The 14,486-nt window shown below is 41.2% G+C and carries 11 protein-coding genes and 1 pseudogene; all 12 read right to left on the reverse strand.

Translation table 11 applies throughout. The features are described 5' to 3' along the window. Nucleotides 1–147: 147 nt before the first annotated feature. On the reverse strand, nucleotides 148–792 hold the full coding sequence (gene fsa, locus B6D67_RS07855; protein WP_002983569.1) for a fructose-6-phosphate aldolase: 645 nt from the start codon (nucleotides 790–792) through the stop codon (nucleotides 148–150). A 125-nt stretch (nucleotides 793–917) separates the two neighbouring features. Then, a complete protein-coding gene (locus tag B6D67_RS07860) occupies nucleotides 918–2,417 on the reverse strand; it encodes a helix-turn-helix domain-containing protein (protein WP_029714074.1) in 1,500 nt (499 codons plus the stop codon). After that, nucleotides 2,407–3,753, reverse strand: coding sequence for an NAD(P)/FAD-dependent oxidoreductase (locus B6D67_RS07865; protein WP_010922562.1), 1,347 nt, complete (start codon nucleotides 3,751–3,753; stop codon nucleotides 2,407–2,409). Before B6D67_RS07865 ends, B6D67_RS07860 begins: the two co-directional genes overlap by 11 nt. A 108-nt stretch (nucleotides 3,754–3,861) precedes the next feature. After that, entirely contained in the window at nucleotides 3,862–4,563 is a 702-nt protein-coding gene (locus B6D67_RS07870) for an MIP/aquaporin family protein (protein WP_002994264.1), read from the reverse strand. A 1-nt stretch (nucleotide 4,564) separates the two neighbouring features. Next, the gene (glpO, locus tag B6D67_RS07875) at nucleotides 4,565–6,403 is read right to left on the reverse strand and encodes a type 1 glycerol-3-phosphate oxidase (RefSeq protein WP_010922563.1); all 1,839 of its coding nucleotides are present in this window, start codon (nucleotides 6,401–6,403) and stop codon (nucleotides 4,565–4,567) included. Between the two features lie 15 nt (nucleotides 6,404–6,418). Further along, a pseudogene (gene glpK, locus B6D67_RS07880) lies at nucleotides 6,419–7,946 on the reverse strand (glycerol kinase GlpK). 359 nt (nucleotides 7,947–8,305) lie between these two features. Continuing rightward, the gene (locus B6D67_RS07885) at nucleotides 8,306–8,698 is read right to left on the reverse strand and encodes a PepSY domain-containing protein (RefSeq protein WP_011054910.1); all 393 of its coding nucleotides are present in this window, start codon (nucleotides 8,696–8,698) and stop codon (nucleotides 8,306–8,308) included. A 126-nt stretch (nucleotides 8,699–8,824) separates the two neighbouring features. Then, the gene (locus B6D67_RS07890) at nucleotides 8,825–9,082 is read right to left on the reverse strand and encodes a DUF896 family protein (RefSeq protein ID WP_002983550.1); all 258 of its coding nucleotides are present in this window, start codon (nucleotides 9,080–9,082) and stop codon (nucleotides 8,825–8,827) included. A gap of 153 nt (nucleotides 9,083–9,235) precedes the next feature. Continuing rightward, entirely contained in the window at nucleotides 9,236–11,275 is a 2,040-nt protein-coding gene (gene glyS, locus B6D67_RS07895; protein WP_010922564.1) for a glycine--tRNA ligase subunit beta, read from the reverse strand. A gap of 377 nt (nucleotides 11,276–11,652) precedes the next feature. After that, nucleotides 11,653–12,570, reverse strand: coding sequence for a glycine--tRNA ligase subunit alpha (gene glyQ / locus B6D67_RS07900; RefSeq protein WP_010922565.1), 918 nt, complete (start codon nucleotides 12,568–12,570; stop codon nucleotides 11,653–11,655). A gap of 371 nt (nucleotides 12,571–12,941) precedes the next feature. Then, complete coding sequence (locus B6D67_RS07910) at nucleotides 12,942–13,475, reverse strand: isoprenylcysteine carboxyl methyltransferase family protein (RefSeq protein WP_002983542.1); 534 nt, start codon at nucleotides 13,473–13,475, stop codon at nucleotides 12,942–12,944. Nucleotides 13,476–13,606: 131 nt separating this feature from the next. Next, nucleotides 13,607–14,446 carry an aldo/keto reductase gene (locus B6D67_RS07915; protein WP_002994275.1) on the reverse strand — a complete coding sequence of 280 codons (840 nt, stop codon included), beginning with the start codon at nucleotides 14,444–14,446 and terminating at the stop codon, nucleotides 13,607–13,609. Nucleotides 14,447–14,486 lie beyond the last annotated feature (40 nt).

A 14,486-nucleotide genomic window follows, 5' to 3' on the forward strand; every position in this document is an offset into this window, starting at 1 on the left:
ACGCTTTTTTCAGAAAATCCTCCAAAGTCCCTAAATTCTTTTTCTCTATTTTGCCAGAAAAAAACTAGTTTGGACATCATTGGTGGATTCTTTTTGACGATGAATATAAGAGAGCCTGTTGACACAGTGGCCACAGACTCTTTAGCCTTATTTTTTAAAGGAAGCCCAATCTTCCATAAAGGTTTTCAAACCATTTGTCGTTAAGGGATGTTGCGTCATCTTAGCAAACAAGGGGTCTGGAATCGTCGCAATGTGTGCGCCTAATTTAGCAACAGCTTCCACATGGGCTGTTGTACGAATACTTGCTGCGATGATTTCTGCTTGGAAATCGTACAAGTCAATGATTTCACGAAGGTCGCTGATTAATTGATAAGCATCTGTGCCAATATCTTCCAAACGACCGATAAATGGGCTAATGTAAGTTGCGCCTGCTTTCATTGCCATTAAACCTTGGCTTACTGTGAAAATCAAGGTCACATTAGTTTTAATCCCTTCTTTTGAAAGAATGTTTGTTGCTTTTAACCCTTCTGTAGTCATTGGAATTTTAACGACGACATTGTCATGCCACTTAGCAATGCTTCTAGCTTCTTCTACCATAGCATCTGCTGTTAGCCCTGTCACTTCAGCACTGATTGGGCCATCGACGATGTCACAGATTTCTTTGATAACTGTTTCAAAATCACGTCCTTCACGTGAGATAATGGTTGGATTGGTGGTGACACCATCTACAACGCCAAGTTCATTAATCGCTTTAATAGCGGCTACATTAGCTGTATCTAGGAAAAATTTCATTTCTTACCTCCAAAAATTTTCGATTTTGTTAAGCTCTATTTGATAAGCTTTTTCAAATCATCTACCTTTAGACTATCCTACTTTATTATTATAAAAGTGTAACAGTCCTTAGAAAAGACCAAGTATCACACAGTTTTGTGTGCAAAACTAGACTTAGCTGCTGGGCTGAGTGAGAGTTCCTCTTCTCGTGTATTTTTTTGCTGGAAAAGGTCTTTGAGAAAAGCTTCTAAAGCAGTGAGTTCATAGGGGGAGCTATACTGTTTTAACCGGTAATAGGGTAAATCTTGTCTCGGTAAACAGACAGTCTGATAGGTAATCAGACAATCATAAACTTTCTGATGATCATAGGGCATTAATTGAAAATCCCTACGATGCCCCAAATGACGTCTAATGGCCAATTCCGCAATGGCTGCTTCCACCTTATTTTGCCCCAAGGCAAGCCCTACTAAAAGAGGCTCATGGTGGCGCTCAATGGAAAAAATCAACAATGCTAAAATGTCGTCACTCAACTGCTGACTGAAATCCGTTTCCTGATCCATTTGCAGCACTAAATGGTTTATGATAACCCTTAAAAGCGCTCTTTTATCTTCGCCTACTAATTGATAAAGGTATTGGCTATTGGTTGGTTGACTAAGGATAGCTCCTTTAAAAAAGTAAGCTTTGGAAAAAAATATCCCCAAGCCATAAATGATTTCCTCCTTTGTCTGATGGATAATCACATGAGCCTTCTTTAAAAGCCATAAGGCTTCTGAAATGTGATCAGCAATAGGACCTCCAAAACCCAAACTATACTTCATGCTGGCAATAGGAAGTAGAGGATAAGCATGCAAAAAGACAAAGAGGCTCTTAGCTTCAAAAGCATCAAATTCAAGGGCATAGCGTCTTAAGTAATGTAAAAGCATGCTTTCTAAGCGCTTAAAGAAAATATTAGATGTCATAAAGTCACTATCTCTTAAAAAATGATCATTGTAGCCTTTTTGAAAGGACATTCGCGCTTGCGAAATCGCCAACCAAATCAATAATTGTTCTAAGGCTTCTGCCGATAATGACTGGCCAATCAGCCGCTCAATTAAGGTAGCCAAATGCGAAGCGTCTAACTGATTGACCAAGGCGTCTATGCCTTGTCTGGTCAAGGTATGGCGGAACAATTCAAAATAGAAATAACGCCACTGAAGCTCACTTCCCAGTTGTCTGCCTTGCGAGAGCGCCAGATCAAATTCTGATAAAAGCTGGTTGAGGTGAGCTAATTGTCTGTTTAGAGTAGCTTCACTAACCATCAGTTCAACGGATAAGTTGGTGATGTTAAAGTGTTCATGGCAGTACATGTAGGTCAATATCTGATAGGCAACCGATTCTTTGAGAAGCAGAGCTACCAAATCCTCCCAATGGAACTGGCCATTTTCTTTTAAGCTCAGACTGTCTTTTTCTAAAAGTAATTGACAGGCTAAACCTTGTTCTCGACACAAATGATTTAGATTGTCAATGTATTTTAATAGGGTCACTTTAGACAAGTTTGATAGCCTCATTAGGTCTTTTAGCCTTAACGTTTCTTTAGCATGATAAAGGGTCACCAAGAGACGATATTGGGCCCTTCGTTCCTTATCCATTAAGTCTTCAATCTTCATGGCGGAGCCTCTTTTCAAATAATTTGAGACAAGCTTCATGAAGATGATAAGCCAAATCACTGTGACCTTGTAAAAAGAGAAAATCTTGAAATGCTAAGTCAGCGTCTGTAACTTTCAGAGCCAGAGCCTGACCTAATTGATTGGCGATGACAAGAGCATTGGTTTTGGATAGGAGCTGAGCGCCTATTAAAATCCCATCCGTTTTTCTAGCTATTAATTTCAGCCAAAAGAGGTTTTTAGAATCCCCATTTTGGTACAAATAGCTACACGTATCCATATAAAGCTCTGCTTCTTCTTCTGTCACACCAACACTCGCGCGATAATAATCAAAGTGAGAACTTCCTAATACCTTGACCGTCTGTAATGGAGGAATAGGATATCCAGCTAAATGCAGAGCCAGAGCCTGACCTGTCTTCATTGCTTGGTTAATCAAAGGTGTATAGTAATCCATTCCCAATATACCAAAATGCAATGAAACCATGTCTCCAATGGCATAGATATTAGCCTGGCTGGTCTGTAAGTTTTCATTAACCAAAATGGTCTTATCCAGAGCACAAGCCACTTGTCCTTGCAAAAGGTGTGTATTTGGCCTAAAGTTAATGGCTAAAATAGCCAAATCACCTTGGAAGGTGTCCCCTTGCTCGGTATGAGCGACAACTTTTCCCTCTATCTCATGAATAGCCGTAACACGCTTATTATTAATAAAGGTGACATGGTGAGTGGACATTTCTGCCATTACAGGGGCTATCAGTTCTGCGTCAGTCTGATAGAAATCTGGACGTTCGGCTGCTTCAATCAGTTTGACCCGTTTGCCTTGTAAGGACAAACTGTAGGCAAGGTCTAAGCCAATCAAGCCGGCACCAATAACCAAGACCTCTTGGCTAGCCTCAATCAGTTTTAAACTAGCTTGGCTTTCTTCATAATATTTGGTTACCAAAACTTTGTTGGTCTGTGACGTCTCAATATAATGAGACTGGGGGCTAGCACCCATGGCACAAACAAGCGTTTCATAACCTTCTTCAAAAACTCGTCCTTGACTGTCTTTGAGAAGCAAGGTGTTTGAGGGAGCTTCGATAGCTAACACTTCTGCTTGAATAAACCGATGGTTAGACTCTATTTGTGCTGCTAGGCAGGCTCTTCCCCACATAGCATCAGACAGGTCTTGAATGTCTCCTCTGAATAATTGGTTGATACCATTTGGAATATAATTGGGACAGCTTTCCTTATCAATGAGAATGATTTGGGAATCTGGATTGAGGTCCTTATATTTATCAACAAAGGCTAGACCAGCAAAGGATGCCCCGATAACATGTATGGTCTTTGTCGTTAATGTCATAATAGTATTATTATAGCAGTTGTTTTTAAGATATGAAAGCGTTTTACCTAATCCTATAAAGAAAATGCAAAGGAGCTGGCCTATGATAGCCAACCCCTTTAGTGATGGTTAGGACATGACTTGGAAAAGCAAAACTGCTAAGACCGCTCCAATAATTGGTCCTACAACAGGTATCCAAGCATAAGACCAATCAGAATCTCCCTTGTTGTTGAGTGGTAGAATAGCATGAACTAGACGAGGTCCTAAATCACGTGCTGGGTTAATGGCGTAACCTGTCGTTCCTCCTAAGGATAACCCAATCCCAATAACCAAGGTACCTACACAGAGGGTTCCTAGTCCTGCTGGCATATCATATAAGCCAAATGCCAAAATACCAAGCATCAAGACAAAGGTCCCAAAGATTTCACTCAATAGGTTTGAGCTAGTATCTCGAATAGCAGGACCTGTCGCAAATGTCCCTAAAATATCAGCCTGACTCTCAGCAGCCAGATAATGTGGCCTGAACTGAAGGAATACCAGAGTTGAACCAACCATAGCTCCCAATAGTTGGGCAAGGCTATAGGCAATGGCTGTTGACCAGGCAATGGTTCCACTCATGGCAAAAGCAAGGCTAACAGCTGGATTGAGGTGGGCAGGGGCAACTTTGCCACTGATAAAGACTGCCACAGCAACTGCAATTCCCCAGCCAGTCGCAATCACGATCCAGCCAGAAGCATGGGTTTTCGTTTTGGGCAAGACAACCCCTGCTACCACACCATTTCCTAGTAAAACCAATAAGGCTGTACCCAAAAATTCGCCAAAGATATCCATATTAACCCTCCTGATGGCCTTTTAAGGCACTCAAATCATTGTCTGCAATCACGCGACGAAGATCGTCTTCTTGTGCCACTCTTTCCTGATCAGACCATTCAAAATGTTTAGCCATTTCATTAATCACTGGGTCAATCAAAGCATCTAGGCTATCTCGCATAAATAAGAGGTGATTTGTTCTTCTCAAGAAATAATCTGTCGGTTTAAGAGCCATTTCATAATCCATCGCATAATGTAAGGACAAGGTTTCAGCTAAACTTAACCCTTCAGCTGCTGTTAATTGACGAGTTAAGGCAAAGACTTTTGGCGCATTAGAACCATAAAGGTTTGCCAAATACCTAGCATCATCCATCGAAAGACCACTAAGAGTTCCTAATTGAGCATAGGCTTCTATTTCCGAATCTACATTGGCTGGATTGATTTCACCTCCTGAAACAGGATAGGTTTTTGAATTGATAAGCTTGAAGGATTTGCCAAACTCTTCTTTGAGGATTTGAATAATCCCTGTCAATGCTCCTTCAGCCATTTTGCGATAGTCGGTAATCTTACCACCTGCCAAGGTAAAGAGTCCATTCTCATCACGCTCAAAACTTGAACCTCGTGACACTGCAGACGGATCCAATTCTTTTTCAGATGTGCTGGTTTCAACCTGCTTAATAGCTTTTTCAACAGCTTCTCGGCTATCTTCGTGGTTAATATAGGCTTTGACAGTATCAACCAAGTGATCAAAACTATCATCACTGACTTTACCGCTGTTGCCACCATTGTAGTCAGAAGCACTATTACCTGATAACAAGGGGCGAAGACCAGCCCAACTGCTTTCAATATCATCAATGGTCACGTTGGCATTTGGAAAGCGGTTATTGACAACGCCTAACAAATAATCCACATCTTCTTGAGTAACTTGTGGGTGCTCCAAGTCTCCAGTGTAGTCCGTGTCCGTTGTTCCAAAATAAGTTTTTTCCTCACGTGGCAAGACAAAGACCATACGACCATCATTTAACCCTGTGTCAACATAGACAGGTTGAGACACTGGTAATTTTTGACGGTCCACTACCAGATGCACCCCTTTTGTAGGGCGCATTTGATGAATCGGTTGTCCCTTATGAGAGAATTGACGAATCTCATCACTCCATGGACCTGTGGTGTTGATGACTAATTTAGCCTTGATAATGATTTCTTGATCTGACAGCAGATCACGCGCCTTCACACCAATAATCTTACCATTGTCATCTAGCAAGAAATCTTCTGCTTTCACATGACTAGCAATAAGAGCCCCATCACGATTAGCTCGTTTGATATTTTCAATAACAAGCCTTGCGTCATTATTGCGGAAATCAAGGTAAACCCCACCACCAAGCAAGCCTTCTTGTTTTAAGTCTGGTTCTCGTTTTAAGACTTCTTCTTTGGTTAACACCTTGTTGGCCGCTGGCGTATTGGACACGCCTGCTAAAAGATCATACAAATCCATAGCGACCTTCAAACGGAACATGCTAAAGGTACTGCCAGGTTCGTCATAAACAGGTAATAACATAGGGTCTGGTTTTGGAATGTGGGGTGCAATTTGTTGCACCACAGCCCGCTCTGACACCGTATCTGAAACCACCTCCACATCAAATTGTTTCAAGTAACGAAGCCCCCCGTGAACCAATTTGGTTGAACGGCTAGAGGTTCCTTGAGCAAAATCTTGCATCTCAATCAGACCCGTATCTAGGCCACTAGCTGCCGCCTGAAGTGCCACACCAGCACCCGTAATACCTCCCCCAATAATCAGTAGGTCTAAATCTCTTTCTTGCATTTTTTGGAGAGCTAAGCGTCTTGTTTCTCTTGAAAATTCCATTCCATCCTCCTCTAGTTATTTTGCATCGTCATCTGCATCTTCTTCTTGGGTGAAAACTTGAGTTGCTTTAACAGCGCGCTTCCAACCCTTGTATAATTTTTCTTTGCGCGATTCATTCATGCTAGCCTTAAAGAGCTGGCCTGTGGCATTTAATTCTTTCAAAGCATCCATATCTTCCCAATACCCCACAGCAAGCCCTGCTAAGAAAGCTGCTCCTAGAGCTGTTGTTTCTAAATTTTTAGCACGGGCAATATCAATTCCTAAAATATCAGCCTGAAATTGCATGAGCATATTATTCATGGCTGCACCGCCATCCACACGGAGCTGTTGAATGTCAATACCTGAATCCACCTGCATGGTATCAATAACATCTCGCACTTGATAGGCGATAGATTGTAAGGTTGCTTTGACAAAGTCTTCTTTGCTGGTACCACGTGTCAAGCCAAAGACAGATCCACGCGCATTAGAATCCCAGTAAGGAGCTCCTAAACCGGTAAAAGCAGGCACAACATAAACTTCATCGTCACTAGTTGATGCTAGAGCGAACTGTTCAGATTCTGGTGAAGTCTCAATCATTTTAAGACCATCTCGCAACCATTGAATGGCAGAGCCCTGCAATAAAGATGGAACCTTCCAAGGCATAGTGAACCTTCCCATTAATCCCGTAACCAATGGTGGTCAAAAGATTATTACTCGATAACTGCATCTCATCACCAGTATTCATGATAATGAAAGAACCTGTGCCATAAGTGTTTTTCACCATACCAGGCTCAAAAGCTAGTTGGCCAAACAAAGCTGCCTGTTGGTCACCCGCCATACCTGAAATAGGCACTTCGCCCCCATAAAAATGAAAGGCAGCTGTTTTGCCATAAATTTCAGAATTGGATTTAACCTCTGGAAGCATATCTTTTGGAATATTTAAAAGCTCTAAAATCTCATCATCCCATGTTAAGTCTTTAATATTATAGAGCATGGTACGAGCCGCATTGGAATAATCCGTCACATGAACAGCACCATCTGTCAATTTCCAAACCAGCCAAGTATCAATGGTTCCAAAAAGTAACTCGCCTTTTTCAGCTCGTTCTTGAGCACCAGGAACATGGTCCAAAATCCAACGGATCTTGGTTGCAGAAAAGTAAGCATCAATAACAAGGCCTGTCTTTTCATGGATCATTTTTGTATGGCCATCTTGTTTGAGTTGCTCAGCAATTGGTGCCGTCTGCCGTGATTGCCACACAATAGCATTATAAATAGGTACACCCGTTTTTTTGTCCCAAACCACTGTGGTCTCACGTTGGTTGGTAATTCCGATTGCTTCAATTTGGCTTGGTTTGATGCTAGACTCAATAAAAGCACCCGCAATAACAGACTGAACCGAATTCCAAATCTGATTAGCATTGTGCTCTACCCAACCAGCGTGTGGGAAAATCTGAGGGAATTCTTTTTGGCTACTGCTAACCTTTTCCCCTTTTTGATTGAAAATAATCGCTCGTGAACTTGTTGTTCCCTGATCAATAGCCATGATATACTTTTCTTGCGACATTCATTACCCTCCTTTAAGTAAGCGTTTTCCTATTTGATTCTATTATAGCTAATTTTATCAGAAATATATTATCAAGAATTTTTAAAGCTAAAAAAAAGCTGATAAGATAGGTAGCTTATCCCACTAGATGAACTTGAAAAATCCACTGATGACAACCACATCTCCTCATTTCTAACGAGGTAATCTTTCTTATCAAAGAAAATCAAAAGACCCAACAATCACTCTGCTAATCCAGAGTCATCATTGGGTCATAAAGAGAACTAAGCCTCAAAGGCAACACGGTATCAAACAGCCGCGCCTAAGAGGCAAAGACAATTGGACACAAGAGTTAAGGCTGTCTTATTCATTACAGTCCTTGATTAGTCATTGATTGGTTCAGAAGATTTTTCCACAATATCCCCTGAGTTGGCGTCAATGGTATAGCTGTATTCTTGATCTTTGTTTTGAAACTCGATTTCATACACGGCTTTGCCATCTTCATTATCTTGTGTAACTGATAGCATTTGAGCATCAGCTTCCGTAACAGAAGCATCTTTTAACGCAATTGATTTGGCTTTGTCTTCTGAGAGTTTAACTTTCTTGCTAGTTTGACTTGTCTTTGGTTGATTATCCATATGATCGTCTTTATCATCCATATCACAGGCTGCAAGACTGAGTAAAGAGAGGCTGGCTATGGCTAGTAGAGAGAATTTTTTAATTGTCATAAGTACTACCTTCTTTCTTTGATTTCTTCTATTATAACTCAAACACATGGTTTTTCCCAATATTTTGACTATACAATATAAAAACGTGTGGTCACTTTGAAGTATCATACCATTTAAAATAAAAGCTAACAGTCATCACGATAAACAAAAAGCAGTTCAGAGCTGCTTTTTGTCTTATGATTTTGGGTCATCTAATGAACGGCCGTGCAAGCCTTTTTCACGTTGCACCTGTCTTAATTTTTCAGGGGTCACGTCGTTTCCTTCTTCGTCCACCAATTTGATGCCTTCGATATGGTGTCTGACAGAGCGACGATAGCCTTCAATGTATTCTTCACGGAGTTTTGCCTGTTCCACTTTTTCAGGTCCAGTCAAGCCTACCGTTTTTTTCTTTTTAGCCAGCTCATTGATACGAGCAATTTTTTTAGGATCCATGTTAAGCCACTAAGAGCCTGGGAAAAAAGTATAAGGCTTAAAAAACTGACTTGACTCTCACTGTGAAAAGCAATGTTTAAAGGCCTTGTTTTTTCCACTCGGGTACTGAACTCACTTTTCTAGCTAAGTCCCCAACGGCTCTTTCCTTTCTATTTACTTGGTGTTTAGTTGGTTAAAAGCAACAATGGTCTTAGCTTTGCTTACTAAATCTGATAAAATAGCTAAACGGTTGTTTTTAAGGGCTTGATCTCCTGCCATAACCATTGTGTTATCAAAGAAATCATTAATCACTGGGCTAAGGGCAAAGACCTGTTCTAACTGCTGGGCAGCACTGCCTGCTAGAGTCAAGCCTTGAATAGCTGCAAACAAAGTGTTTTCTTGCTCATTTTCAAAGAGGCTAGGGTCCACCTGAACAGAAGCGTCCGCTTTTTCTGCCAAATTAAAAGCACGTGACAAAGATTCAACTGCTGGTTTGTAATTTTCCGTATGACTGGCTTTGACAAGAGCTTCAGCTGCGGCCAACATTTCTGGAACCACAAAGGTTGAACTTGCTAGAATAGCTTCCCGAATGTCTTTTGGTGCGGCTTTGCCCATCATCTTATCCACACGAGCACGGATAAAGTTCATCACATCCGCCTTATTGGCATAGGTCAAACTATCAAAGGACAAGTCATATAAGCTATCTACCAGCTTATCCATTGGGATGCGCCATCCAAAATGATCAAGAATACGGACAATCCCTTGGGTTGCACGACGTAGAGCATAAGGATCATTAGAGCCAGATGGAATCAAGCCAACAGAAAAGAATGACAAGAGAGTATCCAATTTAGCTGCCAAGGCCAGGACAGCGCCAACTTTGGTTTCAGGTAGCGCACCTCCTGCAGCATCAGGTAAGTAGTGTTCACGGATTGCTGTTGCCACAGCAGCATCTTCACCAGCTAGAAGGGCATATTTTTCACCCATAATCCCTTGCAGCTCATCAAATTCACCCACCATACCTGTTAACAGGTCAAATTTGTAAATTTGGGCAGCACGGTCAACAGCTGTGACTTCCTCAGCAGATAGGTTGGCTTCCTTAGCAAGTGATGCGGCAATGACACGCGTACGATCCATGTGTTCAGCAAGAGAGCCGATTTTTTCATGGAAGGTCACATTGGTCAATTTGGCAACCAAATCAGCAATTTGCAATTTCTGATCCTCACGCCAGAAGAATTCACCATCTTCTAAGCGAGCTACCAAAACTTTTTCGTTCCCTTTAATAACATTTTCAATGGCTTGATCATTCCCATTACGAACTGATACAAAGTTTGGCATCAAGTGACCAGCCTGATCACGTACTACAAAATAACGTTGGTGGTTTTTCATTGATGTTACCAATACTTCTTCTGGGACATCAAGGTATTTAGCCTCAAAACTTCCCATGAAAGCTGTTGGAAACTCGACCAAGTTCAAAACTTCATTAAGCAAGTCTTCGTCAATGTCAACTTGCACACCCTGCTCCACTTCAAGCGTCTTGATTTGCTCCACAATCATCTCTTGACGCTCTTTAGCATCAGCGATAACAAACTGGCTGCGTAAATCAGCCTCATAAGAATCAGCACTTGTGATAGTGGTTTCAGTACCTAAAAAACGGTGACCACGGCTGACGCGTCCAGAATGAATATCCAAGAAGTCAAGTTCCAAGGCCTCATCATTCAACAGAACTGTCAAGGTGTGAACAGGACGAATGTATTCAAAACTATTGTTAGCCCAGTGCATGCTGACTGGGAAGGTCATTGCTGATAACACTTCAGTAACGCCTAGAAGCACTTCCTTAGCAGGTTTTCCAGCTTCGTGTTTGGTCACATAAACGTATTCTTCTCCTTTGACTTCGCGGAATTCGATAGCATCTGTGGTCAAGCCTTTGCCACGAACAAATCCTTGAGCAGCTTTTGAGAAATTCCCATCAGCATCAAGGGCAATTTTCTTAGCAGGCCCTTTAAAGTCCTCAGTCAAATCCGTTTGCTGATCAGCTAATCCAGACACACGCACTGCCAAACGGCGTGGAGTTGAAAAGGTTTGTATATCTTCAAAAGAGAGACGATTTTCTGTTAAGAAAGTCGCCAAGCGCTCTCCCAGTTGTTTTTCACTTGGTGTGACCACGTAGGCTGGAAGTTCTTCCAGACCAAGTTCGATTAGTAGATTTTTACTCATAATTAAGATACCAAGGGCGTTAAGCGGACACCATCAAAATAGCAAAGCGACGCAGGTGCTTGCACCTAGGAAGTCTTGGTCTTTTTGACATAGTCCGTAGCCCGTGTTCAGTTCCTTTCTCTAAAAAGTATCTTTTTGATTGTTCCCTTAGGTAGGGGGGACGCAAAGTGAAATTATCCAGTGGATAATTTCAGAAAACAAAAGTGTTCCATTCCTAGTTAGCCAGCCTAAAGTCTAGCCAACTCCCTCGTTCGATAAGTAACCTTACCGAATTGTCACTACAGCGGGAGTAACCTTGACTCGGCGACCTTCGGTCGCCCACTTCTTGCTCGCTCTTAAGATTACAAAGCTCGCAACTAGATCATCTTTAAATCGACTTATTCGTCATCTTCAGCTAGCAAGATTGCGCGTGTTGCTTCATCCAACAGTGGAAATCCAAGCTTCTTGCGTTCTGCAACAAAGGTCTTAGCAACGACACGTGCCAAATTACGGATACGAGCAATGTAGCCTGCACGTTCTGTGACGGAAACAGCGCCACGGGCATCCAGCAGGTTAAACGTATGAGAACATTTGAGCACGTAATCATAAGCTGGGTGAACCAAACCTTCTTCTAGGGCACGCGAGGCTTCTTTTTCAAACTTTTCAAAGTTTTCAAGCAGCATGTCTTGGTCTGATATTTCGAAGGAATATTTTGAATGCTCATACTCAGGTTGTAAGAAGATTTCACCATATTTAACACCTGGTGCCCACTCAATATCATAGACCGAATCCACTTCTTGAATATAGGAAGCTAAGCGCTCAAGACCATAAGTTACTTCTGCTGTCACTGGAGATGTCGCAAGGCCACCAACTTGTTGGAAATACGTAAATTGTGTGATTTCCATTCCATCAAGCCAAACTTCCCAACCAAGCCCTGCTGATCCTGTTGATGGGTTTTCCCAGTTATCTTCAACAAAACGAATATCATGTTCTAAAGGATTGATGCCCAATTTTTCCAAAGAAGCAAGGTAAAGTTCTTGAATATTTGATGGTGATGGTTTCATGACCACTTGAAATTGGTGGTGTTGGTAAAGACGATTTGGGTTTTCTCCGTAACGGCCATCTGCAGGACGACGTGATGGCTCTACATAAGCCGCATTCCATGGCTCAGGACCTATAGCACGTAAGAACGTGTAAGGACTCATGGTCCCAGCTCCTTTTTCATTGTCATAGGCTTGCATGAGCATACAACCCTGATCATTCCAATATTGTTGTAAGGTCAAGATGATTTCTTGAAAGGTAAGTTTTTTAGACATTTCGTACTCCTTTGATAGTAGTAAAATGGTATATCATTGACAATCGTTTTTTTGTCATCAGTAAAATACCTGACGATGTTACTAGCATGTATTACAGGTCTAGGCACCAAAAAACCGCATTTTGATGCTCCTAAATCATAAGACCTAGGGGCGTCAAAACGCGGTTCCACCCTAATTTATTACTTCATTTATATAGTATCTTTTTGGGCAATATTGACAAATATACTTAATCACACTGCCCAAACGGAAGCGCCAATCTGCAGTCCTACCATTCGGCTCTAACTACCCCGAACTCGCTTTAGATAAGATACTTGCATCCTTTTTCCTAGAGTCTAGTTTAGCATAAAGCCATTAGTTTGTCCATCATGAGCTTAAGGTTTTGTTCGAGTACCGTTTGGAATAATCACTTCCGCTAATAGCTTGTTTTCTTCTCGAATACGTAAATATATTACTACAATGTAGCATGGGAAAAGAAGCATAGCCGTAATTTTAGCATGGCAAAGTAAGGCTATGCCCACCAGCTCAGGGGCGATATTTAAAAAGTAGTTAGGATGTTTAATCGTTTTGAACAACCAGTGATCCACATATTTGTGGTCTTTTGCTAACATCAATTTTACAGTCCAAATGTCACCTAAGATACGTGTCACTTCATATAAAACAGCTACTGATAATAACATCAACAAAAGACCTAAAAAACTAATGCCATCAAACTTAATTTGTTTAAGCAGCGCTTCAATCACCGCAAACACATAAATCATAATGTGAAGTAACGTCAAAAATTTCGTGTTCTGAGCACCAAATTCCTGTCCTCCTTGGGCTAATATGGCTTTTTCATTTGTTATCGATTTCTTCAAAAATACTAAACGAATAGTAAACATAGCTAACATCACTAAAAAGATGGTCACAATACGGCTCCTTATTTTCAATAATAGTTTCTTTCACAAAACACTAATAAAGATTATAGCTAAATGATAAACCTTTGTCAAACCGTTTTCAAAAAAGATTTAGCGAATTATGGCTAAATCTTTGTAGTTCCTTAAAAACTTGTAGTATCAGGGTTAGGAATCGCTGACATTCCTGAGAGATAGCGAATTGTTTTTTTATCTTCTTGTGTCAAGCTCACATCAAAAATAGCCATATTTTCCTTGATGCGCTCATCATGCACCGATTTTGGCAAGGGAATAAAACCTTCTGCCAGCGACCAAGCTAAGGCAACTTGTGCCACTGTTTTGTCATATTTATTAGCTAACTGCTGCATAGTCTCATTATCAAAAATCTCCCCTTGTCCTAGAGGACTCCAAGCTTCCAATAAAATCTCATTTGCCTTACAATAATCAACCACTTCCTTTTGATAGCAACCTGGGGCTAATCGAATCTGATTAATTGCTGGAGTTATTTTAGCTGTCTCTTGAAGAGCTTCTAGATGATGCACCATAAAATTGCTGACGCCAATGCTTTTAATAAGCCCTGCTTCAACCGCCTCTTCCATATATTGCCATGCTTGGGCATTTGCCTCTTTCCAAGTGTTACGCAGAGCTTTTGGGTTTGGCCAATGGATAAGATAGAGATCCACATAATCCAGACCAAGACGGTCAAGAGAAGCAGCTAAAGCGTCTTTTGCCCCTTCATAACTATGGGCGTCATTCCAGAGTTTAGTTGTAATAAATAAGTCTTCTCGTAGAACCCCAGAATCCTTGATGGCACGACCCACACTTTCTTCATTTTTATAAATAGCTGCAGTATCAATATGACGATAGCCAGCCTTGATGGCTGCTAAGGTAGATTGGTAAGCTTCCTCACCATCGGCTGCTTGGTAAGTTCCAAATCCTAAAACGGGAATCTCATAGCCACTTGTCATTTTTACTGTTGTTACCATCACAAAAACCTCCTTTTATCAATATCTGTAAGCGATTACT

This window comes from Streptococcus pyogenes, assembly GCF_002055535.1.
Lineage (GTDB): Bacteria > Bacillota > Bacilli > Lactobacillales > Streptococcaceae > Streptococcus > Streptococcus pyogenes.